Below are 23,320 nucleotides of genomic sequence, written 5' to 3' on the forward strand. Positions count from 1 at the left end.
CGTACAGTCAAGCAGGGCTGGTAAGTAGAACGTGTTCTAGTTAAGGTGCGGTCATGCGCACCGGCCTCGTCCTGTTCACCTCCGACCGCGGCATCGCGCCCGCCACGTTGGCCAAGGCCGCCGAGGAGCGCGGCTTCGACACGTTCTACGTGCCCGAGCACACCCACATCCCGGTACGCCGCGACGCGCTGCACCCCAGCGGCGGCAAGGACCTCCCCGACGACCGCTACCTGCGCACGCTCGACCCGTGGGTCTCGCTGGCCACCTGCGCCGCGGTGACGACGCGCATCGGGCTCGCCACCGCCGTCGCGCTGCCGGTCGAGTCCGACCCGATCACCCTCGCCAAGACCATCGCGACCCTGGACCACCTCTCGGGCGGGCGCGTCTCGATCGGCGCAGGCTTCGGCTGGAACACCGACGAGCTCGCCGACCACCACGTCCCGGCCGAGCGTCGACGCACGGTGCTCAAGGAGTACCTCGAGGCCATGCGGGCGCTCTGGACCGAGGAGGAGGCGGCGTACGACGGCGAGTTCGTGTCCTTCGGCCCCTCGTGGGCCTACCCGAAGCCGACCGGGCGCATCCCGATCGTGATCGGCGCCGACGCCGGCCCGAAGACCTTCGCCTGGATCGCCGCCCACGCCGACGGCTGGATGACCACGCCGCGCAGCGAGGGCATCTCCGCCAACGCCGCCCTGCTGCGCGAGGCGTGGACCGACGCGGGCCGCGAGGGCGACCCGGAGATCCGGATCCTCGTCGCCAAGCGGCCTACCCCCGAGGACCTCGAGGACTGGCTGGGCGCCCAGCCCGCCGAGATGATCTACGGCGTCCCGGACACCGACGAGTCCGGCGTGCTCACCTACCTCGACAAGCTCGCCGGACGCCTCGGCCTCAGCTGAGGCGCTCGACCTTGATGGTGGCGGCCTGACCGTCGCCGAGGTCGACGGTAGTGCCGTCGACGGTCGGGGAGACGGCGTACGACGTCGCAAGGGTCTCGGTCGCGATCAGGGTCTGGTGCGTCGTGGCCGCAGCGGCCACGGCCTCCGAGCCCGCGATCGTGAGCGAGATGCGGTCGGTGACCTCGAGACCGGTGTCCTTGCGCTCCTGCTGGATCGCACGGACCAGGTCGCGCGCGAGGCCCTCCTCGGCAAGCTCGGGCGTGACGACGGTGTCGAGCACGACGAACCCGCCGGCGGGCAGCATGGCGGTCGCCGCGCCCTCGGCGGCGGCCCCGACGACCGTCTCGAGGGTGTACTCCCCCTCGATCAGCGCCAGACCACCGGCGACCACCTCACCCGAGGCGGCGACGGACCAGTCACCGGACTTGGAGCCCTTGATCGCGAGCTGGACGTCCTTGCCCAGGCGCGGGCCCGCGGCACGGGCGTTGACCGAGAGCTTCTGCTCGACGCCGTAGCCGGCGGCCTCGTCGGAGTCGGCGGCCACCAGGCGCACCGACTTCACGTTGATCTCGTCGGCGATGATCTCGACGAAGCCCGAGAGCGCCGCCGGGTCGTCGACGACGACGGTCAGGCCGGCCAGCGGCAGGCGGTTGCGCAGGCGCGCGGCCTTGCGCAGCGCGGAGGTCGAGGAGCAGACCTCACGGACCTTGTCCATCGCCGCGACGAGCGCGTCGTCGGCAGGCAGGTTCTCGACCGACGGCCAGTCGGCGAGGTGCACCGAGCGCCCGCCGGTCAGCCCACGCCAGATCTCCTCCGAGACCAGCGGCAGCAGCGGCGCGACGGTGCGGCACACGACGTCGAGGACGGCGGCCAGCGTCTCGAACGCCTCGGCCTTGCCCTCCCAGAACCGCTCGCGGGAGCGACGTACGAACCAGTTGGTGAGGACGTCGATGAACGACCGCGTCGTCTCGCACGCGTCGGCGACGGCGTACTCGTCGAGCTCGGCGGTGAGCTTCTCGACGTACTGCCGGGTCTTGGCGAGCAGGTAGCGGTCGAGCGGGTCCTGGCTGTCCGTGCGCCCGGTGGCCTCGTAGCCCTCGGCGTTGGCGTAGAGCGCGAAGAAGTACCAGGTGTTCCAGAGCGGGATCATCACCTGGCGCACGGCGTCCCGGATGCCCTGCTCGGTGACGACCAGGTTGCCGCCGCGCAGGATCGGCGAGGCCATCAGGAACCAGCGCATCGCGTCGGCGCCGTCGCGGTCGAAGACCTCCGAGACGTCGGGGTAGTTGCGCAGCGACTTGGACATCTTGTTGCCGTCGGAGCCGAGCACGATGCCGTGGCTGATGCACGACTCGAACGCCGGCTTGTCGAACAGCGCGGTGGCCAGGATGTGCAGCGTGTAGAACCAACCGCGGGTCTGGCCGATGTACTCGACGATGAAGTCGGCCGGGAAGTGGTGCTGGAACCACTCCTCGTTCTCGAACGGCACATGGTTCTGCGCAAACGACATGGAGCCCGAGTCGAACCACACGTCGAGCACGTCGGTGACGCGACGCATCGTGGAGCGACCGGTCGGGTCGTCGGGGTTGGGTCGGGTCAGCTCGTCGACCCACGGGCGGTGCAGGTCGCGCTCGCCCTCGGCGTTGAGCGGCAGCCGGCCGAAGTCGCGCTCGATCTCCTCGAAGGAGCCGTACACGTCGATGCGGGGGTACGCCGGGTCGTCGGACTTCCACACGGGGACGGGACTGCCCCAGAAGCGGTTGCGGGTGATCGACCAGTCGCGGGCGTTCTCGACCCACTTGCCGAACTGACCGTCCTTGATGTGCTCGGGCACCCAGCGGATCTGCTGGTTGAGCTCACCCATCCGCGCCTTGATCTTGGTGACCTCGACGAACCACGACGAGACGCCCTTGTAGATCAGCGGCTGCCGGCACCGCCAGCAGTGCGGGTAGGAGTGGTCGTAGGTCTCGCGACGCACCAGCACGGTCCCGGGCGTGACGGCGCCGGCGACGGTCTTGAGGTGGTCGATGATGGGCAGGTTCGCGTCGAAGACCTGCATGCCGGCGTACTCGGTGACGGGCGCGGTGAAGCGACCGTCCTTGCCGACGGGCATCACCGGCGCGATGCCCTCGCGGTCGGTGACCTCCTTGTCGACCTCACCGAACGCACCGGCGGAGTGGACCAGGCCGGTACCGGAGTCGGTCGTCACGGCGTCGTCGGCCGCGACCACGCGGAAGGCGTTCTCGTGGCCGCGGTAGTAGCTGAACGGCGGGTCGTAGACCAGGCCGAGCAGGTCGGCGCCGGTGCCGCGCCACACGACGGTGGGCTCCTCGGCGTCGGCGTACAGCTCCTTCTTGTACGCCGGCACGCGGCCCTCGGCGAGCACCAGGACGCCACGCGCCGACTCGACGGCGACATACGCGATGTCGGTGCCGACCATGACCGCGAGGTTGCTGGGCAGGGTCCACGGGGTGGTGGTCCAGATGGCCAGCTTGGCGCCCTTGAGCGGGCCCTCGGACGTGATGTCGAAGCCGACGGTGACGGCCGGGTCCTGGCGGATCTTGTAGACGTCGTCGTCCATGCGCAGCTCGTGGTTGGAGAGCGGCGTCTCGTCCTGCCAGCAGTAGGGCAGGACCCGGAAGCCCTCGTAGACCAGGCCCTTGTCGTGCAGGCCCTTGAACGCCCACATGACCGACTCCATGAAGTCGGGGTTCATCGTCTTGTAGTCGTTGTCGAAGTCGACCCAGCGCGCCTGGCGGGTGACGTAGTCGCGCCACACGTCGGCGTACTTCAGGACCGAGGCGCGGCAGGCGTCGTTGAAGACCTCGATGCCCATCTCGGCGATCTCGTCGGTGGTCTTGATGCCGAGCTGGCGCATCGCCTCGAGCTCGGCGGGCAGGCCGTGGGTGTCCCAGCCGAAGCGGCGCTCGACGCGCTTGCCGCGCATCGTCTGGTAGCGCGGGACGATGTCCTTGACGTAGCCCGTCAGCAGGTGGCCGTAGTGCGGCAGGCCGTTGGCGAAGGGCGGGCCGTCGTAGAAGACGAACTCGTTCTCGCCGTTCTCCCCCGCGTCGCGCTGCTCGACCGAGGCCCGGAACGTGTCGTCCTCGGCCCAGTAGGCCAGCACCCGCTCCTCGATGGCGGGGAACTTCGGGCTGCTCGGGACGCTGGTCGTCGAGTCGGTGCTGACCTTCGGGTAGGTCATCGGGGGCTCCTGCGGTCGGTCTCATCGGGCCGCCGGGGAGACTCTCGCCTCGGTACCACCCGGCTTGCCGCCAACCTGAGGAACTCAGTCGTCGACCACTCATTCACGGCTGTGACGGGCCTACCCGCCGGGTTCTACTGGGGCTTCGGTGGTGGAGCTTGTCGAAACCTGTTCTTCCCGGAGCTCGCCGCTGATGACGGCTCGAACGCTGTGGCACCAGCCTACGGCGTCCGCCGACCCACGTGCCAACCGGTAACTGTGCGTGAACGACCTGTCTGCCCCGGTCACTGCGTCGTTTGCGCACAGTCAGCAGAACCTCGACGCGGCGAGCAGCCGTTTCCAGGTCTCGAGGGCACGGAAGTCGGGCTCACGACCGAGCGCCCGGCAGGCGGTGACGTAGATCCGCCAACCGTCGTGGACGACCTCGCGCGCGACCCAACCGTGGCGGACGAAGCCGTTCGCCATCAGGTCGCTGTCCCGGCGCCGATCGCGCGCATAGGTCCTCGCATCCCGGTGGTGCGCTCCGTCGTACTCCTCGAGCGTCCGCGTCCCCGCCACGAGCAGGTCGGCCCGGGCGACGAACCGCCCGTCACGATCGCGAGCCTCGGCCTGCGGCACCACCGGAATGTCGCAGCTGCGCAGCAGGACGCGCAGCAACGTCTCCCAAGGCGACTCCGACCGCCGGTCGCACCACCTCAGCGCCTCGCGGAGCCGGGGCGCTCCTCGCCGACGGCAGCGCGCGATCCCTTCGAGATCGGCGAGCGAGCAACGACCGAGGTGCAGGGCACTGTCCACGAGCACCACCAGGTCCAGGAGCGAGACCTCCCGAGCGCACGCGAGGAGAGTCTCCGGGACCGTTGCGACGCGGAGGCCGCGCCGTACCTCGCTCGGGATCATCGGCGTGTGCCGGCAGACGACGAGCGAGCCGGACCGTCGGGTCTGTCGATCAGCCGGCATCGCGATGAAGGACGGCATCGACGCAGGCAACGGGGGCAGCCACAGCCGGTACAGGCGAGCCGCGGTCAGCCCGGTGAAGCAGCACGACGCCGGCAACGTCTCCGCCCAGGCCTTGAGCTCGGCCAGAAACCGCTGCTCGCCCTCGAGACCGGCCCGGATCGCAACCCCGTGCCCGATGACCTCCCAGCACGCGCCCCGAGTCCTCATGCGGCCAGCCTCCGGCCGACGACCGATCCGCGCGAGCTGCGCCACGCTCCGCTGTGGAGAACCACGGGCCGCCAGGCGTCTGTGGACGGAACCTGGACTCCTGCGGGACGGAAGTGTGCGCAAGTGACGCCTAGCCGTCCGGACAGAGCCCCGTCCGGAGCCACGCCGTTCGCGAACACTTTCTCCCTTGCCCTACCCACCGGTCGGGGGTAGGCCTGGGGACATGCCTGACATGTGGACCGACCAGGAGAGCGACCCGCGCACCGAGGGCGAGGCGGAGGGCGAGCTGGCGACGTACCGCGAGTACCTGTCCAACTACCGGCTGACGCTGGCGATGAAGGGCGACCGGCTCAGCCCCGAGCAGCTGGCCACCCGCAGCGTCCCGCCGAGCACGATGAGCCTGCTCGGCCTGATCCGGCACATGGCGTACGTCGAGCATGCGTGGTTCCAGCGCGCGCTCCAGGCCAACCTGGACGAGGCGCGCCCGTTCACCGACCCCGCCAACCGCGACGCCGACTTCGACGGCGCGGTGGGGACCAAGGAGTGCGTCGAGGAGGCGATCGAGGCCTGGGAGCACGAGATCGCCCGCGCCGAGGCCTATCTCGACACCCTCGGCGACGACGACCTCGGCACCGCCCACCCGATCAACCGCGACGGCGCGACCGCCACCGTCCGCGACGTCCTGGTGCACATGATCGAGGAGTACGCCCGGCACTGCGGTCACGCCGACCTCCTGCGTGAGTGCATCGACGGGCGCACGGGACAATGACGGGGTGACCTTCCTCCTCGACAGCGCCGTCGCGGCCGAGCCCCTCGGCGAGGGCCGCTACGCCCTCGCGCTCACCACCGACTGGAACACCGCCAACCAGACGCCCAACGGCGGCTACATCCTGGCCCTGCCGCAGCACGGCGTGATGCTCGAGTCGGCCCACCCGGACCCGCTGACCATCTCGGTGACCTACTTCCGCCCGGCCACCGCCGGCGCCGCGGAGCTGCGCGTCCACCAGGTGCGCAAGGGTCGCCGGGTCTCGACGTACGACGCCCTGCTGACCCAGGACGGCAAGGAGATCGCGCACGCCGTGGTCAGCACCCACGACTGGGACGCCGCGGGCAGCGTCGAGCACGTCCCGAACAAGGCGCCGGAGATGCCGCCGCCGGCCGCGTGCGCGAGCCTGTCCAGCCTCATCCCCGTGGGCGCCGTGCCGATCCTGGACCGCTACGACTACCGCGCGGCCGCGATCCCCGGCTGGATGGAAGGTACGCCGAGCGGGGTGACCGAGTCGCTGTGCTGGATCAAGAGCTCCGACGACCGACCGATCGACAGCCTCGCGGCCGGCGCGATGTGCGATGCGTTCCCGCCCGTCACCGCCGAGATCGGGCACCTGGCCTCAGCGACGATCGAGCTCACGGTGCACTACCGCCGACGGCCCTCCACGACGTGGGCGCTGGGCCACGTGATCACCCGGCACGTCATCGCGGGCTACCACGACGAGCACTGCGAGCTGTGGAGCGAGGACGGCGAGCTGATCGCGCAGAGCCTGCAGCTGGCGATCATCAGCGAGTGACCCGACCGGCTGATCCTGGGCGACCGACCGACCGCACCGGCCCGTAGACTCCGCTCACGTGACCCGCGCAGCCTGGGCCTTCGGCCTCACCACGTACGACGCCAACGGAACCGTCCTCGACACCTGGTTCCCCTCCCCCGCGCTCGGCGAGAAGCCCGCCGACGCGACCGCGCCGGCCGAGCTCACCGCGCTCGAGGGCGCCGACGAGGCCCGCGGCGTCACGCGCAAGGTCAACCTCGTCGAGATCGCCGACCTCGACCTCGCGCCGGCCACCACCCAGGACGTCTGGCTGCGCCTCCACCTGCTCTCGACGCGCCTGGTGCAGCCGCACGGCCTGAACCTCGACGGCCAGTTCGGCCTGCTCGCCAACGTCGTGTGGACCTCCGCCGGCCCGTGCGCGGTCGACGGCTTCGAGCTCACCCGGGCCCGCCTCCAGGCGGCCGGCCAGAACGTCACGGTCTACGGCGTGGACAAGTTCCCGCGGATGGTCGACTACGTCCTGCCGACCGGCGTGCGCATCGCCGACGCCGGCCGGGTCCGCCTCGGCGCCCACCTCGCCGAGGGCACCACCGTCATGCACGAGGGCTTCTGCAACTTCAACGCCGGCACGCTCGGCGCCTCCATGGTCGAGGGCCGCATCTCGGCCGGCGTGGTCGTGGGCGACGGCTCGGACGTCGGTGGCGGTGCCTCGATCATGGGCACCCTGTCCGGCGGCGGCAAGCAGGTCATCTCGGTCGGCCAGCGCTGCCTGCTCGGCGCCAACTCCGGCCTGGGCATCTCGCTCGGCGACGACTGCGTCGTCGAGGCGGGCCTCTACGTCACCGCCGGCACGAAGGTGACGGTGCTCGACAAGGACGGCGCGGACGGCCCCGTCACGATCAAGGCCGGCGAGCTCTCGGGCGCCTCCAACGTCCTCTTCCGCCGCAACTCGGTCTCGGGTGCGGTCGAGGCCGTGGCGTGGAAGGGCGAGGGCATCACCCTCAACGCCGCGCTGCACGCCAACTGACCTCACCCCCGACCCGCCACACTGGACCCGTGTCCACCCGCCTCTTCTCCGGCCTGCTCGGCCTCGCCGTGCTCGCCGTCGTGGTCGGGGTGGGCGTCGGCGTGATGAGGGCGACCGACAACTTCGGGTTCGGCCCGAGCGGGGACTGCACCGCGACGGTGGACGGTCACAGCGTCGAGATCTCCGACGACCAGGCGGAGAACGCGACGCTGATCGCCGCCATCGCGCAGAAGCGCGGTCTGCCCGCACGGGCCACCTCGATCGCGCTGGCGACCGCGTTCCAGGAGTCGAAGCTGACCAACCTCAGCGGCGGTGACCGCGACTCGATCGGCATCTTCCAGCAGCGTCCCTCCCAGGGCTGGGGCACGCCGGCACAGCTCGCCGACCCGGTCTACGCCACCAACGCGTTCTTCGACGCGCTGGTCAAGGTCGACGGCTACGAGTCGATGGAGATCACCGACGCCGCCCAGGCGGTCCAGCGATCGGCCTTTCCCCGCGCCTACGCCGGCCACGAGCAGGACGCCCGCGCCATCGCCTCCGCCCTGACCGGCTACTCCCCCGCCGCGTTCACCTGCGACCTGAGCGGCGGTGCGCCGAACGCCGACTCCTCGATCGGTCCGAACGGCTACACGGGTCGGGCGTCCGGCGTACGCACCGATCTGCTCACGCGCTTCTCCGGGCTCGCGCTCAGCAGGGCCAAGGGCTCGCACGGCACCGCGATCCTCATCGACACCGCCCACCACGGCGACCCGTCGGTCTTCGGCTGGTCGATCGCGCAGTACCTCGTCGGCAACGCCGGCCGCCTCCAGATCCGCACGGTCGCCTTCGACCACCGGGTCTGGCAGGCCGGCCAGGACGGCTGGAGCACCGATCGACAGGTCCCCGCCGGCAAGGTCCGGGTCGAGGTCTTCGGCTGAGATTTTGCCTTCGCGGCATGGCTCTCGCAGGTCTCGCGGGAGGACTCTGGAGGGTGGCCCGACCGCTCGGCCGGACCGTCCCGAGGAGGAGAACACGATGCCGAAGTTCGTGATCGAGCGCACCGTCCCCGGTGCCGGCTCCCTCAGCGACGAGCAGATCCAGGGCATGTCCGGCCACTCCAACGACGTGCTGGCCGGCATGAGCGGCCGCGCGCAGTGGCAGCACAGCTACGTCACCGACGACAAGATCTACTGCGTCTACATCGCCGACGACGAGGCCGCGGTCCGCGAGCACGCGGAGAAGGGTGGCTTCCCGGCCGACTCGGTGTCCGCCGTACGCCGGATCATCGACCCGACCAGCGCCGGCTGAGCTCAGCCGGCGAGGCGGGCGATCGCGGCGTCGATGCGCTCGTCGGTCGCGGTGATCGCGATCCGCACGTGCTGGCGTCCGGCGGCTCCGTAGAACGCGCCGGGCGCGACCAGGATGCCGCGGGCCGCGAGGTCCGCGACGGTCTTCCAGCAGTCCTCGCCACGGGTGGACCAGAGGTACAGCGCGGCCTCGGAGTGGTCGACGGTGAAGCCCGCGCCCTCGAGCGCTGCCTTGAGGCGGGTACGCCGGGCCGCGTAGCGCGCGTGCTGCTCGGCGGCATGGGCGTCGTCGGCGTACACCGCCGTCATGACCTCCTGCACCGGGCCGGGGACGATCAGACCGAGGTTCTTCCGGACCGCGAGCAGCTCCTTGATCACGGCCGTGTCGCCGGCGACGAAGCCGGCGCGGTAGCCCGCGAGGTTGGAGCGCTTGGAGAGCGAGTGGACGACGAGGATGCCATCGGAGGAGCCGCCCGAGATCGACGGGTGGAGGACCGAGACGGCCTCGCCCTCCCAGACGCAGTCGAGGTAGCACTCGTCGGAGACGAGCAGCACCCCGCGCTCGCGGCACCAGTCGACGACCTTCTTCAGGTGCGCCGGCGGGAGGATCCGGCCGGTCGGGTTCGACGGGCTGTTGAGCCAGAGGATCTTCGGCGTCTGCGGTCCGAACGCGGTCAGCGAGTCGGCCGCCATCGGGGTCGCACCCGCGAGGGCGGCACCCACCTCGTACGTCGGGTACGCCGCCTCGGGGAAGCCCACGACGTCGCCCGGGCCGACGCCCAGGTGCAGCGCGAGCTGCGCGATCAGCTCCTTGGTGCCGACGACCGGCAGCACCTGGTCGAGGCCGAGCCCGGTCACGCCGTGGACGCGCGCGAACCAGTCGATGATCGCCTGCCGCGTGGCGGGCAGGCCGATGGTCGTCGGGTAGCCGGGCCAGTTGGCCGCTGCCACCAGCGCGTCGATCGCGACCTGCGGGGTCGGGTCGACGGGCGTGCCGATGGAGAGGTCGACGATGCCGTCAGCGTGGGCGCGCGCCTGGTCGGCGTACGGCACGAGCTGGTCCCACGGGAAGTCGGGCAACCGACCCGAGACCATGGTCTCGAGACGGCGCTGGCGCGCCTCCTCGACCATCGACGAGCTCAGTGGTCCTGGTTCTGCGGCTCGAGAGCGGCCACGAACGCGGCGTCCTTGTCGATCTCGCCCATCTTCGCGGCGCCACCGGGCGAGCCGAGGTCGTCGAAGAACTTGACGTTGGCGTCGTAGTAGTCCTTCCACTCCTCCGGGACGTCGTCCTCGTAGAAGATCGCCTCGACCGGGCAGACCGGCTCGCAGGCACCGCAGTCGACGCACTCGTCGGGGTGGATGTAGAGCATCCGCTTGCCCTCGTAGATGCAGTCGACGGGGCACTCGTCGACACAGGCGCGGTCCTTGACGTCCACACAGGGCTGAGAGATGACGTAGGTCATGGAGCGAATCGTAGTATCCGCGGAGTGAACTCGGCTGCCGACCCACGGGATACGGGACGACACGGTCTGGGCCCGCACGTCGTGGGCCGCCGGATCGTCATCCGCCACCTGCTCGACGACGGCCGCGCGACCGACGTCCTGGGGGTCTGCACGGCCTGGGGCGAGCGCTCCTGCACGGTCGACTCCGACCGCGGTGTGGTCGAGGTCGCGCTGGACCGGATCGTGTCCGGCAAGCCGGTCCCACCGCGCCCGTCGGTCCTCGGACGCGTATCGCCGGACGAGGCCGCGCGGCGTGCGGCGGCCCTCGCGCTCTCGGGTGACGGCGAGATACGGCTCGCGTCCCTGGCTCGCATGCGGCGCACGATCGGCCGGGGGTCGCACACGGTCGAGCTCAGCGTCGGCGACAACCGGGCCACCGCCAGCATCGGCACCGGTTGCGACCCGGTAGCCGAGGCGTCGGCGCGGATCGACGGCGACTGGATCGGCATCTCCGGCCTGCTCGTCGAGCCTGCCCGCCGACGTCAGGGTCTCGCGACCGCCTTGGTGGCCGAGCTCCTCGACTGGGGTGCCGAGCAGGGAGCACTCACGGTCTGCGTGCGTCTGCCTCCGGGCGAGCCGGCGCCCAGGGCCCTCTGCGAACGACTCGGGCTCACGGTCTCCCCGGATGCCCCGCGCACGGACGGACCCATCGATTCCTCGAGGCCGCAGTAGCGCCACATGAGTCACTCCGGCCACATCAGACACCGATCGGTCCGTCGTTGTGCGGCCCTGTCGCTCCCGCCTCCCCCGCCGTAGTCTCGGCAGCATGACGGCTCCCCGTGATCTCCGAGTGCGCCGGATCCGGTTCAGCTACCCGACCGGCTCGCTGCACAAGCACTACGTCGGCGGCGACCTGGTGATGAGCCACGTCGTGGCCGTCCTGTCCGCGACCTTCCCGCCGGGCGAGGACTTCTTCATCCGGTCCGTGCGTCACTACGCCGACCGCATCGACGACCCCGTCCTGTCCGAGCAGGTCCGCGGTTTCATCGGTCAGGAGGTCACCCACGGGCGTGAGCACCGCGAGCTGAACCGGCAGCTCGGCGAGATGGGCTACCCGACGCACGGCGTGGCCCGGTTCGTGAAGTGGTCGCTGGCCGATGCGACGAAGCGTGCGCCCGCGATCCTGTGCCTGTCCTACACGGCGGCACTCGAGCACTACACCGCGACGATCGCGTCGGCGCTGCTGACCAAGCCCGAGGCGCAGGCGCTGCTCGGCGACACCGAGGTCCGCAACATCCTGCTCTGGCACGCGTTCGAGGAGACCGAGCACAAGGCCGTCGCGTTCGACGTCTTCCGTGCGGTCGGTGGGTCCGAGCGCGTACGCCGCCTCGGGTTCGTCATCCAGACCGCCGGCCTGCTGGGCCTGATGGTGGTGGCGACGGCCATCTCGCTCGCACGGGACCGCGCGGCGTACCACCCCGTCCGGCTGGTCCGCAGCCTGCTCGCGCTGCGCCACTCGCCGTTCCTGCAACGCGACGTCATCGCGCGGCTGCGCGACTACACCCGCACGGGCTTCCACCCCGACGACCACGACGACACGGCCGTCCTGGCCGAGTGGAGCGAGCGGCTCTTCGGCGAGCAGGGCTCGCTCGCAGGCCACTTGCACTGAGGTTGTGAAGTGGAGCGAGGCCCAGGGACCTCGCTCCACTTCACAGCTGTCGACCGAGCTCGGTCAGGGCCTCGCCCGCCAGGCGGTAGACCGTCCACTCGTCCTGCGGACGCGCGCCGAGCGCCTCGTAGAAGTCGATCGACGGCTGGTTCCAGTTCAGCACCGACCACTCCACGCGGCTGTAGCCGCGCTCGACCGCGATCCGGGCCAGCTCCACGAGCAGCGCCTTGCCGAGCCCGCTGCCGCGGTGATCGGGGTCGACGTAGAGGTCCTCGAGGTAGACGCCGGGCTGCCCGGTCCAGGTCGAGTAGTTGCGGAACCACAGCGCCATCCCGACGGCCTTCGCGGTCCCGGAGCCGGTCGAGGGCGACTCCGCGATCAGCGCCGAGGCGACGGCGTCGTCGCCGAACAGCCAGCGGTCGAGGTCGGCCTCGGTCGAGACGACGGCCTCCGGCTCCTTCTCGTACGCCGCCAGCTCGTGGATCAGCCGCATGATCTCCGGCACGTCCGCGCGCGTGGCCTCACGGATCATCGGGTCAGCCCCGCGCCACGAAGGCGAGCAGGTCCTGCCGGGTGAGCACGCCGATCGGCTTGCCGTCCTCGTGGACCAGCAAGGCGTCGTCGTGCTCGAGCAGCGCCACGGCATCGGTCGCGGCCTCCGTCGACCCGACGGTCGGCAGGGGCCCGGACATGTGCTGCTCGACAGAGTCGGCGAGGCGGGCCTTGCCGGCGTACAGCGCGTCGAGCAGGTCGCGCTCGGAGACCGACCCGGCGACCTCGGCCGCGACGATCGGGGGCTCGGCGCGGACGACCGGCATCTGCGAGACGCCGTACTCCTGCAGGATCGAGATGGCCTCGGCGATGGTCTCGGTGGGGTGGGTGTGCACCAGGGCGGGCAGGCCCTTGGACTTGGTGCGCAGCACCTCGCCGACGGTCCGGGTGGTGCGCTCACCACCGGTGGCGAAGCCGTACTGCGCGAGCCAGTCGTCGTTGAAGACCTTGGAGAGGTAGCCGCGGCCGCTGTCGGGCAGCAGCACCACGATCACCGCGTCGTTGCGGCCGGCCTCGGCGAGCTCGGCGGCGAGCTGCTTGGCCGCGTACGCCGCCATGCCGCTGGATCCGCCGACCAGCAGCGCCTCCTCGCGGGCCAGCCTCCGGGTGAAGGCGAACGAGTCGGCGTCGGAGACCTCGATGACGCGGTCGGCGACGGAGCGGTCGTAGGTCTCGGGCCAGAAGTCCTCACCGACGCCCTCGACGAGGTAGGGACGACCGGTGCCGCCGGAGTAGACCGAACCGGCCGGGTCGGCGCCGATCACCTGGATCTCGGGGTTCTGCTCCTTGAGGTAGCGCCCGATGCCGCTGATCGTGCCGCCAGTGCCCATGCCGGTCACGAAGTGGGTGATCCTGCCCTCGGTCTGGCGCCAGATCTCCGGGCCGGTCTCCTCGTAGTGCGAGCGCGGGTTGTTCGGGTTGGAGTACTGGTCCGGCTTCCACGCCCCCGGCTGGGAGGCCAGCCGGTCCGAGACGTTGTAGTAGCTGTCCGGGTGCTCCGGCGCGACGGCCGTCGGGCAGACGACCACCTCGGCGCCGTACGCCTTGAGCACGTTGCGCTTGTCCTCGCTGACCTTGTCGGGGCACACGAAGATGCACTGGTAGCCGCGCGACTGCGCGACCATCGCCAGACCCACGCCGGTGTTGCCCGACGTCGGCTCGACGATCGTGCCGCCCGGCTGCAGCTCGCCGCTCGCCTCCGCGGCGTCGATCATCCGGGTCGCGATCCGGTCCTTCACCGAGCCGCCCGGGTTGAGGTACTCCACCTTGGCCAGCACCAGCGGCCCGTCCTCGACGTCGAGGCTGCGGTGGAGCCGCACCAGCGGGGTGTTGCCGATCAGGTCAAGGAGCGACTCGACGTAGTCCATGAACCGAATCTAGTGGGCATCCGTAAGGTGTGGGGCGTGAGCAAGGCAGGGGCGGCGAAGAAGCTGGCATCCGCCGCCCTGTACGGCGGTGGCGGCCTGTCCGTGGTCGGTGCCGGGCTGTACGGCGTGCTGGCCGGCGAGGCGAAGCTCGCCCGGCGCGTCATCGGGCCGGTCCGCGAGGACCCGCCGCCGGACTCGACCGGTTGGTACGGCCGCGGCCGTCCCGGCCCGGCGATCCGCGTCGCCCTGCTCGGCGACTCGATCGCCTGTGGGTACGGCGTCGAGCGGGTCGAGGAGACCACCGGCGCGCTGATCGCGAGCGCCGTGGCCGAGCACGCCGACCGGCGCGTGTACCTGCGCGAGTTCTGCGTGGTCGGCGCCCGTTCGGCCGACCTGTCCAAGCAGGTCGACCGCGCGCTCCCCATCGAGCCCGACATCGCGATGATCATCATCGGCGGCAACGACGTCACCCACAGCGTCTCGCCGGCCCAGTCGGTGCGCCACCTCTCCGAGGCCGTACGCCGCTTCCGCGACGCCGGTGCGCAGGTCGTGGTCGCCACCTGCCCGGACCTCGGCACGGTGCAGCCCATCGCTCCCCCGCTCCGGCAGATCGCGCGCTCGTGGTCGCGCCGCCTGGCCGCGGCGCAGACCATCGCCGTGGTCGAGGGCGGGGGCCGCACGGTGTCGATCGGCTCGATCCTCGGCCCGGAGTTCGCGGCCGCGCCGGCCCTGATGTTCGGGCCCGATCACTTCCACCCGTCCGCCGAGGGCTACCGCGCGCTCGCCCACGTCGTGATCCCCTCGATCCTGGCCTCGCTCGGCGAGCAGCCCGAGGCCGAGACCGTGCTCGCCGCCTACCGCGGTGAGGGCGTCCTGCCCATCACCCGCGCGGCCGTCCAGGCCGTGCGCAAGCCCGGTACCGAGATCGACGGCACCGAGGTCGGTGGCCGGCGTGCCGGCGTACGCGGCCTGTGGGTGGAGATGCGACACCGCCAGCGCCGCGCCCAGGTCCAGGGCGAGGCGCCGGCGGCGCAGGAGAACTAGCTGTGCGGTTGTCCGGTCAGTCGCGCTGCAGGATGGCCAGCAGGCGCAGCAGGTTGGTGTAGATCCACACCAGGCTGACCAGCAGGCCGAACGACGCGCGCCACGACTCGCTGCGCGGCAGGCCGTTGCGGATGCCCTGCTCGATGTAGTCGAAGTCCATCACCAGCATGAACACGCCGAGCACCAGGCCGATGCCGGCGGTGATCATGCCGATGCCGGTGAGCCCGAAGGCGCCGGTGCCGTGGCCGGCCAGGCTCAGGACGAGCTCGAGCAGGCTGAGGCCGACCATGCCGAACATCGCAGCGGTGACCATGGTGCGGAACTTCTGGCCGACCTGGATGTTGAGGAACTTGTACGCCGCGAGCGTGCCCGCGAACGCCGCGAACGTGCCGACGACGGCCTGCAGCACGATGTGGGTGTACGCGCCGTCGACCTGGTCGAAGGTGTCGTACATCTTGCTGAGCGCGCCGAGCGCGGCACCCTCGCAGGCCGCGAACAGCATGACCAGCGCGGGGCTGACCTTGCGCTTGAACGAGTTGACCAGCGACAGGATGAACGCGCCACCGCCCGCGACGGCCAGGATCAGGCCGATGCGCTGCATCGTCTGGGTGTCACCGTTGGTCGGCGTCATCACCCAGGTGATGCCGGCAGCGATCACGGTGATCAGGAAGGTGATCGCGGTGCTCTGGACGACCGAGTCGATGGTCATCCGGTCGGTGGAGCCGGGGGCCTCGGGCGCCTGGCCGTAGGGGGCCTGCTCCGTCGGGGCGCCGTACTGCGAGTAGCCGGGCGTCGCCTGGCCGGGCTGCGGTGCGCCGAACCCCTGGTAGGCCGCGCCGTTCCCGGCGTACGTCGGGTTGCCGTAGGCGTTGCCGGCCTGGAACTCCTTCGAGTTCCGGAAAACCGGGTTGTTGGACTGCATGTCTCCTCCAGGGGTCCCCGTTGATGCGATGGCGGACAGACTATGCCCGCACTTCGACAACGTACGCCCGGTCCCCGGCGTTCCCGCGGCGCCGATTCAGTGGCGCCGCAGCCGCACCACCGTGTCGCGGACCTCGACCGGTCCGTCGGGCCCTTCCTGCACCCGGGTCGGGGTGTCGGCCACCTCGACCTCCCACTCCCCCGTCGGGACCAGCAGGTCCAGCACGCGCGAAGGCTCGAAGAGCAGGCCGTCGCCGTGCGGTCGACGTACGCCGGAGGCGACGTCGTGCGGGTGGTGGGCGGTCACCAGCAGCCGGCCGCCCGGCGCGACGGCGGCCGCGATCCGCCCGTAGACGGGGCCGAAGTCGGGCTCGGGCACGTGCAGGAAGCTCACCGTCACCAGGTCGTACGTCGCCTCGCCGGGCGGCTGGTCGCCCAGCGCGTCCCAGACCGCCGTGACCACCTCGACGCCGGCGTCGGCAGCGTGCTCACGGACCTTGGCCAGCCCCACCGGTGAGATGTCGACGGCCGTGACCTCCCAGCCCTGACCGGCGAGCCAGATCGCGTCCCCACCCTCGCCGCAGGCCACGTCGAGCGCCCGGCCGGGCACGAGACCGGCCGCCTGCTCGACCAGCCGCTGGTTGGGACGGCCCGACCAGACGCGGCCGCTGCCGGCGTACCTCTCGTCCCAGACCCGCGCCGTGAGGTTCTCGCGCATCTCCTCGAGCGTGCTCGGGTGGGCGCCGTCGTGATGGTGCGTGTGCGGATCAGCCATGTGCCCCCGGTGGGGTTCGAACCCACACTGAGGCCTTTTTAAGAGGCCTTCCTCTACCAGTTGGGATACAGGGGCTCGCGGTGCGAACCGATCATAAGTAGGTCTGGCGCGGATAGATCGCGTGCGCACCGGCGACGCGGTCCAGAAACAGCAGCCCGTCGGTGTGGTCGATCTCGTGCTGGAGGGCGCGGGCCTCGAACGCGTCGGTCGCGACCTCGATCCACTCCCCCGTCCCGGGCAGCTGGCCGCGGACGGTCACGCGCGAGCCGCGCTTCACGTCGCCGGTGAGGTCGGGGACGCTCATGCAGCCCTCGCGGGCCTTCTCGTTGCGCGAGGCCGCGACGACCTCGGCGTTGCAGAGGACGAACATGCCGTGGTGGGTGCGGGCCTTGGGGTGCTCGGAGACGTCGACGCTGAACACGCGGACCCCGACACCCACCTGGTTGGCGGCCAGGCCGACGCAGCCCGGGCTGACGCGCTGGGTGGCGACGAGGTCGGCCGCCAGCTGGACGATGTCGGCCGCGGTCGGGTCGACGTCGGCGCCGCGCTCGGCGAGCACGGCGGCAGGAGCGCGGACGACGTCCAGCACCCGCCCCTCCACGCCGAGCTCGGCCTCGGTCCAGGCGGCGAGCCGCTCGCTCGCCCCCTCGGGCAGGGCGGTCACAGCTCGTCGGCCTCGCTCGGGCGCAGCGTCGCGGTCACGCCGACGCGGGCAGCGGCGGCCCGGATCGCTGTGCTGACGGCCTCGGCATCGGCGGTGGCCGGCAGCGCGATCTCGGCGACCAGCAGGTAGAGCTCGCCGGCGAGCCTCGTGGTCAGGTCGGTGATGTTGCCGCCGGCCCGCGCGACCTCGCCGACGACCTCGGAGACGATGCCGGGACGGTCGCCGCCGTGCACGGTCAGGACGTACGCCGACGCGGCGGCCGCCGCCTCGGGCTCGTCGGTGACCGGGCGGACCGAGACGTCCAAGGACCCTTCGCTCGCCAGGTCGGCCAGCGCGGCCTCGATCTCGGCGGCCCCGACCGACCCGCGGCAGAGCAGCATCATCGCGAAGTGCCCCCGCAGCAGGGTCATCGTCGAGTCCTCGACGTTGAGACCCAGCCCGGCCAGGCCCCCCGTGGTCGCGGCGATGATGCCCGGCCGGTCGTGGCCCAGCACGGTGACGGCGTACAGGTCGGTGCTCACGGGCCCATCCTGTCAGGGGCGCACGGCCAGCTGCAGGTTTCCCAAGGGATGCAGCCGAACCTGCACTCCCCGTGCGTTACAACCATGGGGAGGCGCGGGTTTCCCTGCATCCCTTGGGAAACCTGCACGGCCTCGCTGAGCGTCAGACCATCGACCAGGCGATCCCGTCGAGGATGTCGGTCTCGGCGACGGTGAGGTGCGTCAGCGGCGTACGTCGCAGGATGCGCGAGAGGACCAGCGCCCCCGCGTCGATCACGTCGGCGCGACCCGGGTGCATCCAGCCGAGCGCGAGCCGCTCGGCCACGGTCATCGCGACCAGCTCGTCGACCACGCGCTGGACGTCGGCGATCGGCAGCACGCTGCCGTGGATCGCCGCGCGGTCGTACGCCGGCAGCCCCAGCGCCCCGGCGGCGATGGTGGTGATGGTGCCGGCGACCCCGACGATGCTCGCGGCCGAGGCCGGCGCGACCGGGCACGCGTCGAGGGCGGCGTCGATGTCGCCGATGCACGCCTCGACCTCCGCGGCACCGGGCGGGTCGCCTCCCAGGCGCCGCTCGTGCAGCCGCACCGAGCCGATGTTCATCGAGTGGGCGAGGCGCGGACCTCCCGCGACGGAGCCGAGGATCAGCTCGGTCGAGCCGCCGCCGATGTCGATCACCATCACCGGCTCGGTGACCGTCCCCAGGCCGCGCAGCGCGCCCGCGAACGCCAGCCGCGCCTCCTCCTCGCCGGGGAGCACCTCGGGCTCGATCCCCAGCCGCTCGCGCACCCCGTCGACGAACACCGCCGCGTTGGACGCGTCACGGGTCGCGGACGTCGCGCAGAAGCGGATCCACTCCACGCCGTGGAGCCGGATCAGGTCGGCGTACTCCTCGATCGCGGCGAAGACCCGCGCCAGCGCCTCAGGAGCGAGCTCGCCCGTCGCGTCGACACCCTGGCCGAGGCGCACCATCCGCGACTCGCGGACCGCGACCTCGGGCAGCGTGCCGATGAGCAGCTTGATGGTGTTGGTGCCGCAGTCGATCGCGGCCACCGGACGGCTCACTCCGTCGGGACGCACGGGCCCTTCTTCCACCACTCGCCGAGCAGCTCGACGACCTCGTCGCCGAGCGGGTTGACCCCGGGACCGGCGGCGAGCGAGTGGGCGACGAGGACGTGCAGGCACTTCACGCGGTCAGGCATGCCGCCCGCGGAGATGCCGTCGATCTCGGGGACGTCGTGGCCGTGCGCGGCGCCGACCTCGGCACGGTCGGCGAGGTAGGCCTCGTGCGCGGCGCGGTAGGCGGCCGCGAGCTCGGGGTCGGTGCCGAGCCGGTCCTGCATCTCCTTCATCAGGCCGGAGGCCTCGAGGGTGCCGAGCGCGGAGCTGACCCGCGGGCAGGTCAGGTAGTAGGTCGTCGGGAAGGGCGTGCCGTTGGGCAGCCGCGGCTCGGTCACCACCACATCGGGGTTGCCGCACGGGCAGCGGTGGCCGAGCGCGTGGACGCCGCGCGAGGGGCGCCCGAGCTGGGCCTCCACGGCAGCCGCGTCGTCGGCCGAGAACGGGCCGGCGAAGTCGGTCACTGGGTCTTGCCTCTCTTGGACGGGTCGATCGTGTCGGCCGGCGCCGTCACCTTGGTGGGCGGGTTGCCGGCGATCTGCATCGACTCCCACGCGGTGGCGTACCAGGTGGGGCGAGCAGGGTGCTTGACGCTCGCGGGGTCCGAGAGCCTCGAGCTGCCGTCGAGCGGACGGCCGTTGTCGACCACGACGTACGGCGTCTCGCCGCGCATGACGTAGCCGCGGAGCTTGGCCTGCTGCTCGACGTACGCCGGGTCCTTCCAACGCTCGATCTCGCGCTGCTTCTCGGCGTTGTCGGCGTTGCTGGCCGCGATCTGGCTGGTCAGGTGGTCGATGTCGCCGCGCTGCTGGAGGTAGGCCCGCAGCGAGGAGGCGTACGACATCGCGAGGACGGCCAGGACCGCGACGAGCACCACGGCGCGACTGGTGATGCGGGTGCGCTGCTTCTCGGCGGCCGCCGCCTTGGCGCGGGCCTGGAGCTCGCCACGCTGCCGGACGCGTCGGGCCGCCGCCTCGGCCGACCGCGCCGCCGCCGCAGGGCTGGTGCGTCCCGTGGAGGGGCGTCCCGGCTTGCGGGTGCTGCGGCGCGGGTCGGCCATGGCGTTCGCTCCCGGATCAGCCCTGGTAGCGCGGGAAGGAGGACGCGCCGGCGTACACCGCGGCGTCGCCGAGCTCGTCCTCGATGCGCAGCAGCTGGTTGTACTTCGCCACCCGCTCGGACCGGGCCGGGGCACCGGTCTTGATCTGGCCACAGTTGGTCGCGACCGCGAGGTCGGCGATCGTGGTGTCCTCGGTCTCGCCGGAGCGGTGGCTCATCATGTTGCGCATGCCGCTGCGGTGCGCGAGCTCGACGGCGTCCAGGGTCTCGGTGAGCGAGCCGATCTGGTTGACCTTGACCAGCATCGCGTTGGCCTGGCCACCGGCGATGCCCTTGCGCAGGCGCTCGACGTTGGTGACGAACAGGTCGTCGCCGACCAGCTGGGTCTTGGTGCCGAGCTCGTCGGTGATCTTCTTCCAGCCGTCCCAGTCCTCCTCGTCGAGGGGGTCCTCGATGGAGACGATCGGGTAGCTCGCGACGAGGTCGGCGTAGTAGGCGATCATCTCGTCGGCCGACTTCTGCTGGCCCTCGAAGGTGTAGGAGCCGTTCTCGCAGAACTCGGTGGCGGCGACATCAAGAGCCAGGACGACGTCGGTGCCGAGGCGGTAGCCGGCCTTGGCGATGGCCTCGGAGATGAGGTCGAGCGCGGCGCGGTTGGACTCGAGGTCCGGCGCGAACCCGCCCTCGTCGCCGACGGCCGTGGCCAGGCCCTTCTCCTTCAGCACGCCCTTGAGCGTGTGGTAGACCTCGGCGCCGATGCGCAGGGCCTCGCGGAAGCTCGGAGCGCCGATCGGGGCGATCATGAACTCCTGGATGTCCACGTTGGTGTCGGCGTGCGCGCCACCGTTGAGGATGTTCATCATCGGGACCGGCAGCACGTGGGCGTTCGGGCCGCCGACGTAGCGGTAGAGCGGAAGGTCCGCGGAGTCCGCGGCCGCGCGGGCGACGGCGAGCGAGACGCCGAGGATCGCGTTCGCGCCGACCTTGGCCTTGTTCGGGGTGGCGTCCAGGTCGAGCATCGTCTGGTCGATCAGGCGCTGGTCGGTGGCGTCGAGGCCCTCGAGGGCCGGGCCGAGCGTGGAGATGACGGCCTCGACGGCCTGCTGCACACCCTTGCCGAGGTAGCGGTCGCCGCCGTCGCGCAGCTCGACCGCCTCGAAGGCGCCGGTGGAGGCGCCGCTGGGCACCATCGCCCGGGCGAAGGAACCGTCGTCGAGAAGGACCTCGACCTCAACGGTGGGGTTGCCACGAGAATCAAGGATCTCGCGGGCTCCGACGGCTTCGATCGCTGCCACGTGAACTGCTCCTGAGGGGGACGAGAAGGACTGTCGTCGCTGAGCCTAGACGGCGTGCAGGACCACGCCGGGCAGCACCCACGGAGCGGCGTACGTCGATGTGGGTCAGCCGACACCGACCGCGACACCGAAGACGGCCGCGAAGAGTCGGGCACACCGCTCGCTCATCGCCTCGGCGCTCACGCCGGGGTGGTCCAGCCACCAGGTGACCAGCGAGTCGAAGACGCTGCTCCAGACCCGGACCATCGCCGAGACGTCGTCGGCGTCGTCGTCGCCGGCGAGGTGCATGAGCTCGGAGACGCCGTCGACGGCAAGGGTCTGGACCTTGTCGAGGTACGGCGCCAGCACCTCCCCCGTCGCGCCGGCGGCCGCCAGCGTCGGGTCGTTGACCAGACGCCACATCCACGGCCGGTCGGCGAGGAGCACGAACATGCCGTCGAGCGTCACCAGGGCGCGCGCGAACCCGACCTCGCCGAGCGCGGCGGTGCGCTCGATCTCCTCGACGATCACCTCGGCGGCGTAGGTGAGGGCTGCGGAGAGCAGGCCCTCGCGCGAGCCGAAGTAGTTGTAGATCAGCGGCTTGGAGATGCCGGCACGCTCGGCGATCTCGGCGACCGAGGCGAGCGCGGCACCGCGCTCTGCGAATACCTCGCCGGCGACGAGCAGGATCTGCGCCTCACGATCAGCGCGTGCGACGCCCTTGGTGCCGGTGCGACCGCTCCCCTTCGCCATGCCCATGGAGAAGACCCTACAACCGATATGACTTCGTGGTAACTTACTCGAAAGTCACTTCGCTCGTGAGGACGGCCATGCACGACCTGCTCGACCCCTGGCACAACCCGATCACCTACGCCGTGCCGTTCTTCCTGCTCAGCATCGCGCTCGAGCTCGCGGCGCTGAAGTGGCTCGACCACGACGACAACGCCGTCGGCGCCACCGCGACGGGCTACGAGCGTCGCGACGCCCGCACGAGCATCTCGATGGGCCTGATCTCGCTGGTGTTCACCACGCTGTTCAAGGTCGGCAGCTTCGTGGCCTACGTCTGGGCCTTCGAGCAGCTCGCCCCGTGGCACCTGCCCACCGACGCCTGGTGGTACTGGCCGGCCGTCGTCATCGCACTCGACCTCTGCTTCTACCTCAGCCACCGGTTCGTGCACCGCGTCAACGTCGGCTGGGCGGCGCACCAGGCGCACCACTCGAGCGAGTACATGAACTACGGGACCGCGCTGCGCCAGAAGTGGAACCCCTGGTTCGAGTTCTTCTTCTTCGCCCCGCTCCCCCTGCTCGGGTTCGCACCCTGGACGCTCTACCTCGCGTTCTCCTTCAACCTGATCTACCAGTTCTTCACGCACACCGAGCAGATCCACAAGCTGTGGCGACCGATCGAGCTGATCTTCAACACGCCCTCGCACCACCGCGTCCACCACGGCTCCGACGCGATCTACCTCGACAAGAACTACGCCGGGATCCTGATCATCTGGGACCGCATGTTCGGCACGTTCCAGGAGGAGCTCCAGCGTCCGACGTACGGCCTGACCAAGCCCAAGAACACCTACAACGTCCTCACGCTGCAGTACGGCGACTACGCCCAGATCGTCCGCGACGTGCGCGGCGCGACGAGCTGGCGGGACAAGGCGGGCTACCTGTTCGGTCCTCCGGGATGGGAGCCGAGCCGTCGCAGCGGATACAGTGCTGAGAGCGAGATGCTGCTCGACCGCTGAGTCCCCTCGGGGAACACCTCGGCCGAGCCGCCCGCCGTATGTGCGCGGCTGAGTGTTTCAGCCGCT

25 protein-coding genes and 1 tRNA gene are annotated in these 23,320 nt (G+C 71.0%); 10 read left to right on the forward strand and 16 right to left on the reverse strand.

The genetic code is table 11. The features are described 5' to 3' along the window. Positions 1 to 53 precede the first annotated feature (53 nt). Entirely contained in the window at positions 54 to 896 is an 843-nt protein-coding gene (locus tag ACYVJ3_RS12940; protein WP_460853432.1) for an LLM class F420-dependent oxidoreductase, read from the forward strand. Here ACYVJ3_RS12940 and ileS read toward each other — a convergent pair. Together ileS and ACYVJ3_RS12950 are read right to left on the reverse strand one after the other, a co-directional pair. After that, on the reverse strand, positions 889 to 4,101 hold the full coding sequence (gene ileS, locus ACYVJ3_RS12945) for an isoleucine--tRNA ligase (RefSeq protein WP_460853433.1): 3,213 nt from the start codon (positions 4,099 to 4,101) through the stop codon (positions 889 to 891). The genes ACYVJ3_RS12940 and ileS overlap by 8 nt on opposite strands. Before the next feature lie 306 nt (positions 4,102 to 4,407). Beyond that, positions 4,408 to 5,265, reverse strand: a complete 858-nt coding sequence (locus tag ACYVJ3_RS12950; protein ID WP_460853434.1) for a hypothetical protein — start codon at positions 5,263 to 5,265, stop codon at positions 4,408 to 4,410. Between the two features lie 223 nt (positions 5,266 to 5,488). On the opposite strand from ACYVJ3_RS12950, the gene ACYVJ3_RS12955 reads away from it, so the two are divergent. The 5 genes from ACYVJ3_RS12955 (at position 5,489) to ACYVJ3_RS12975 (ending at position 9,123) form a co-directional block, all read left to right on the forward strand. Continuing rightward, complete coding sequence (locus tag ACYVJ3_RS12955; protein WP_460853435.1) at positions 5,489 to 6,034, forward strand: DinB family protein; 546 nt, start codon at positions 5,489 to 5,491, stop codon at positions 6,032 to 6,034. A gap of 4 nt (positions 6,035 to 6,038) precedes the next feature. Then, complete coding sequence (locus ACYVJ3_RS12960; protein ID WP_460853436.1) at positions 6,039 to 6,830, forward strand: acyl-CoA thioesterase; 792 nt, start codon at positions 6,039 to 6,041, stop codon at positions 6,828 to 6,830. A 58-nt stretch (positions 6,831 to 6,888) separates the two neighbouring features. Further along, positions 6,889 to 7,836, forward strand: coding sequence for a 2,3,4,5-tetrahydropyridine-2,6-dicarboxylate N-succinyltransferase (dapD, locus tag ACYVJ3_RS12965; protein WP_460853437.1), 948 nt, complete (start codon positions 6,889 to 6,891; stop codon positions 7,834 to 7,836). Positions 7,837 to 7,865: 29 nt separating this feature from the next. Further along, entirely contained in the window at positions 7,866 to 8,753 is an 888-nt protein-coding gene (locus ACYVJ3_RS12970; RefSeq protein WP_460853438.1) for a hypothetical protein, read from the forward strand. A 97-nt stretch (positions 8,754 to 8,850) separates the two neighbouring features. Then, on the forward strand, positions 8,851 to 9,123 hold the full coding sequence (locus ACYVJ3_RS12975) for a DUF4242 domain-containing protein (RefSeq protein ID WP_460853439.1): 273 nt from the start codon (positions 8,851 to 8,853) through the stop codon (positions 9,121 to 9,123). Positions 9,124 to 9,125: 2 nt separating this feature from the next. Here the strand turns inward: ACYVJ3_RS12975 and dapC are convergent, their stop codons facing one another. Then, complete coding sequence (gene dapC, locus ACYVJ3_RS12980; RefSeq protein WP_460853440.1) at positions 9,126 to 10,253, reverse strand: succinyldiaminopimelate transaminase; 1,128 nt, start codon at positions 10,251 to 10,253, stop codon at positions 9,126 to 9,128. Positions 10,254 to 10,261: 8 nt separating this feature from the next. Further along, positions 10,262 to 10,588, reverse strand: a complete 327-nt coding sequence (gene fdxA, locus ACYVJ3_RS12985; RefSeq protein ID WP_179726966.1) for a ferredoxin — start codon at positions 10,586 to 10,588, stop codon at positions 10,262 to 10,264. A gap of 24 nt (positions 10,589 to 10,612) precedes the next feature. On the opposite strand from fdxA, the gene ACYVJ3_RS12990 reads away from it, so the two are divergent. Both ACYVJ3_RS12990 and ACYVJ3_RS12995 read left to right on the forward strand, forming a co-directional pair. Further along, positions 10,613 to 11,299, forward strand: a complete 687-nt coding sequence (locus ACYVJ3_RS12990; RefSeq protein WP_460853441.1) for a GNAT family N-acetyltransferase — start codon at positions 10,613 to 10,615, stop codon at positions 11,297 to 11,299. Positions 11,300 to 11,393: 94 nt separating this feature from the next. Next, positions 11,394 to 12,236: a metal-dependent hydrolase gene (locus ACYVJ3_RS12995; RefSeq protein WP_460853442.1), complete on the forward strand. Its 843-nt coding sequence runs from the start codon at positions 11,394 to 11,396 to the stop codon at positions 12,234 to 12,236. Between the two features lie 40 nt (positions 12,237 to 12,276). On the opposite strand, the gene ACYVJ3_RS13000 is transcribed toward ACYVJ3_RS12995, so the two are convergent. Together ACYVJ3_RS13000 and ACYVJ3_RS13005 are read right to left on the reverse strand one after the other, a co-directional pair. Further along, complete coding sequence (locus tag ACYVJ3_RS13000; RefSeq protein ID WP_460853443.1) at positions 12,277 to 12,768, reverse strand: GNAT family N-acetyltransferase; 492 nt, start codon at positions 12,766 to 12,768, stop codon at positions 12,277 to 12,279. Between the two features lie 4 nt (positions 12,769 to 12,772). Then, complete coding sequence (locus ACYVJ3_RS13005; RefSeq protein ID WP_460853444.1) at positions 12,773 to 14,155, reverse strand: cystathionine beta-synthase; 1,383 nt, start codon at positions 14,153 to 14,155, stop codon at positions 12,773 to 12,775. Between the two features lie 36 nt (positions 14,156 to 14,191). On the opposite strand from ACYVJ3_RS13005, the gene ACYVJ3_RS13010 reads away from it, so the two are divergent. Beyond that, on the forward strand, positions 14,192 to 15,199 hold the full coding sequence (locus ACYVJ3_RS13010) for an SGNH/GDSL hydrolase family protein (protein WP_460853446.1): 1,008 nt from the start codon (positions 14,192 to 14,194) through the stop codon (positions 15,197 to 15,199). A 16-nt stretch (positions 15,200 to 15,215) separates the two neighbouring features. On the opposite strand, the gene ACYVJ3_RS13015 is transcribed toward ACYVJ3_RS13010, so the two are convergent. The 10 genes from ACYVJ3_RS13015 to ACYVJ3_RS13060 all read right to left on the reverse strand — a co-directional run bounded on the left by ACYVJ3_RS13015 (position 15,216) and on the right by ACYVJ3_RS13060 (position 22,271). Further along, the gene (locus tag ACYVJ3_RS13015; RefSeq protein ID WP_460853447.1) at positions 15,216 to 16,121 is read right to left on the reverse strand and encodes a Bax inhibitor-1/YccA family protein; all 906 of its coding nucleotides are present in this window, start codon (positions 16,119 to 16,121) and stop codon (positions 15,216 to 15,218) included. 96 nt (positions 16,122 to 16,217) lie between these two features. Then, the gene (locus ACYVJ3_RS13020) at positions 16,218 to 16,895 is read right to left on the reverse strand and encodes a class I SAM-dependent methyltransferase (RefSeq protein WP_460853448.1); all 678 of its coding nucleotides are present in this window, start codon (positions 16,893 to 16,895) and stop codon (positions 16,218 to 16,220) included. Between the two features lies 1 nt (position 16,896). Then, positions 16,897 to 16,970, reverse strand: a tRNA-Leu gene (locus ACYVJ3_RS13025). Between the two features lie 16 nt (positions 16,971 to 16,986). Further along, positions 16,987 to 17,559, reverse strand: a complete 573-nt coding sequence (locus ACYVJ3_RS13030; protein WP_460853449.1) for a peptide deformylase — start codon at positions 17,557 to 17,559, stop codon at positions 16,987 to 16,989. Further along, positions 17,556 to 18,080, reverse strand: a complete 525-nt coding sequence (locus tag ACYVJ3_RS13035) for a glycine cleavage system transcriptional repressor (protein WP_460853450.1) — start codon at positions 18,078 to 18,080, stop codon at positions 17,556 to 17,558. Before ACYVJ3_RS13035 ends, ACYVJ3_RS13030 begins: the two co-directional genes overlap by 4 nt. 142 nt (positions 18,081 to 18,222) lie before the next feature. Further along, positions 18,223 to 19,140 carry a Ppx/GppA phosphatase family protein gene (locus ACYVJ3_RS13040; protein ID WP_460853451.1) on the reverse strand — a complete coding sequence of 306 codons (918 nt, stop codon included), beginning with the start codon at positions 19,138 to 19,140 and terminating at the stop codon, positions 18,223 to 18,225. After that, entirely contained in the window at positions 19,122 to 19,643 is a 522-nt protein-coding gene (locus ACYVJ3_RS13045; RefSeq protein WP_460853452.1) for a DUF501 domain-containing protein, read from the reverse strand. Before ACYVJ3_RS13045 ends, ACYVJ3_RS13040 begins: the two co-directional genes overlap by 19 nt. Then, a complete protein-coding gene (locus ACYVJ3_RS13050; protein ID WP_460853453.1) occupies positions 19,640 to 20,239 on the reverse strand; it encodes an FtsB family cell division protein in 600 nt (199 codons plus the stop codon). Before ACYVJ3_RS13050 ends, ACYVJ3_RS13045 begins: the two co-directional genes overlap by 4 nt. Before the next feature lie 16 nt (positions 20,240 to 20,255). Next, the gene (gene eno / locus ACYVJ3_RS13055; protein WP_460853454.1) at positions 20,256 to 21,533 is read right to left on the reverse strand and encodes a phosphopyruvate hydratase; all 1,278 of its coding nucleotides are present in this window, start codon (positions 21,531 to 21,533) and stop codon (positions 20,256 to 20,258) included. A 105-nt stretch (positions 21,534 to 21,638) separates the two neighbouring features. Beyond that, on the reverse strand, positions 21,639 to 22,271 hold the full coding sequence (locus ACYVJ3_RS13060) for a TetR/AcrR family transcriptional regulator (RefSeq protein WP_460853455.1): 633 nt from the start codon (positions 22,269 to 22,271) through the stop codon (positions 21,639 to 21,641). Positions 22,272 to 22,330: 59 nt separating this feature from the next. Between ACYVJ3_RS13060 and ACYVJ3_RS13065 the strand changes: the two genes are divergently transcribed. Then, positions 22,331 to 23,254: a sterol desaturase family protein gene (locus ACYVJ3_RS13065; RefSeq protein ID WP_460853456.1), complete on the forward strand. Its 924-nt coding sequence runs from the start codon at positions 22,331 to 22,333 to the stop codon at positions 23,252 to 23,254. The last annotated feature ends 66 nt before the right edge of the window (positions 23,255 to 23,320 follow it).

The organism is Nocardioides montaniterrae (assembly GCF_054782655.1).

Coding starts and splice junctions, on each gene's coding strand:
- ACYVJ3_RS12950 (WP_460853434.1), bottom strand. CDS start 5,265: ATGAGGACTCGGGGCGCGTGCTGGGAGGTCATCGGGCACGGGGTTGCG.
- fdxA (WP_179726966.1), bottom strand. CDS start 10,588: ATGACCTACGTCATCTCTCAGCCCTGTGTGGACGTCAAGGACCGCGCC.
- ACYVJ3_RS13050 (WP_460853453.1), bottom strand. CDS start 20,239: ATGGCCGACCCGCGCCGCAGCACCCGCAAGCCGGGACGCCCCTCCACG.
- ileS (WP_460853433.1), bottom strand. CDS start 4,101: ATGACCTACCCGAAGGTCAGCACCGACTCGACGACCAGCGTCCCGAGC.
- ACYVJ3_RS13015 (WP_460853447.1), bottom strand. CDS start 16,121: ATGCAGTCCAACAACCCGGTTTTCCGGAACTCGAAGGAGTTCCAGGCC.
- ACYVJ3_RS12995 (WP_460853442.1), top strand. CDS start 11,394: ATGACGGCTCCCCGTGATCTCCGAGTGCGCCGGATCCGGTTCAGCTAC.
- ACYVJ3_RS12975 (WP_460853439.1), top strand. CDS start 8,851: ATGCCGAAGTTCGTGATCGAGCGCACCGTCCCCGGTGCCGGCTCCCTC.
- ACYVJ3_RS13005 (WP_460853444.1), bottom strand. CDS start 14,155: ATGGACTACGTCGAGTCGCTCCTTGACCTGATCGGCAACACCCCGCTG.
- ACYVJ3_RS12955 (WP_460853435.1), top strand. CDS start 5,489: ATGCCTGACATGTGGACCGACCAGGAGAGCGACCCGCGCACCGAGGGC.
- ACYVJ3_RS13020 (WP_460853448.1), bottom strand. CDS start 16,895: ATGGCTGATCCGCACACGCACCATCACGACGGCGCCCACCCGAGCACG.
- ACYVJ3_RS13000 (WP_460853443.1), bottom strand. CDS start 12,768: ATGATCCGTGAGGCCACGCGCGCGGACGTGCCGGAGATCATGCGGCTG.
- dapC (WP_460853440.1), bottom strand. CDS start 10,253: ATGGTCGAGGAGGCGCGCCAGCGCCGTCTCGAGACCATGGTCTCGGGT.
- ACYVJ3_RS13060 (WP_460853455.1), bottom strand. CDS start 22,271: ATGGGCATGGCGAAGGGGAGCGGTCGCACCGGCACCAAGGGCGTCGCA.
- ACYVJ3_RS12940 (WP_460853432.1), top strand. CDS start 54: ATGCGCACCGGCCTCGTCCTGTTCACCTCCGACCGCGGCATCGCGCCC.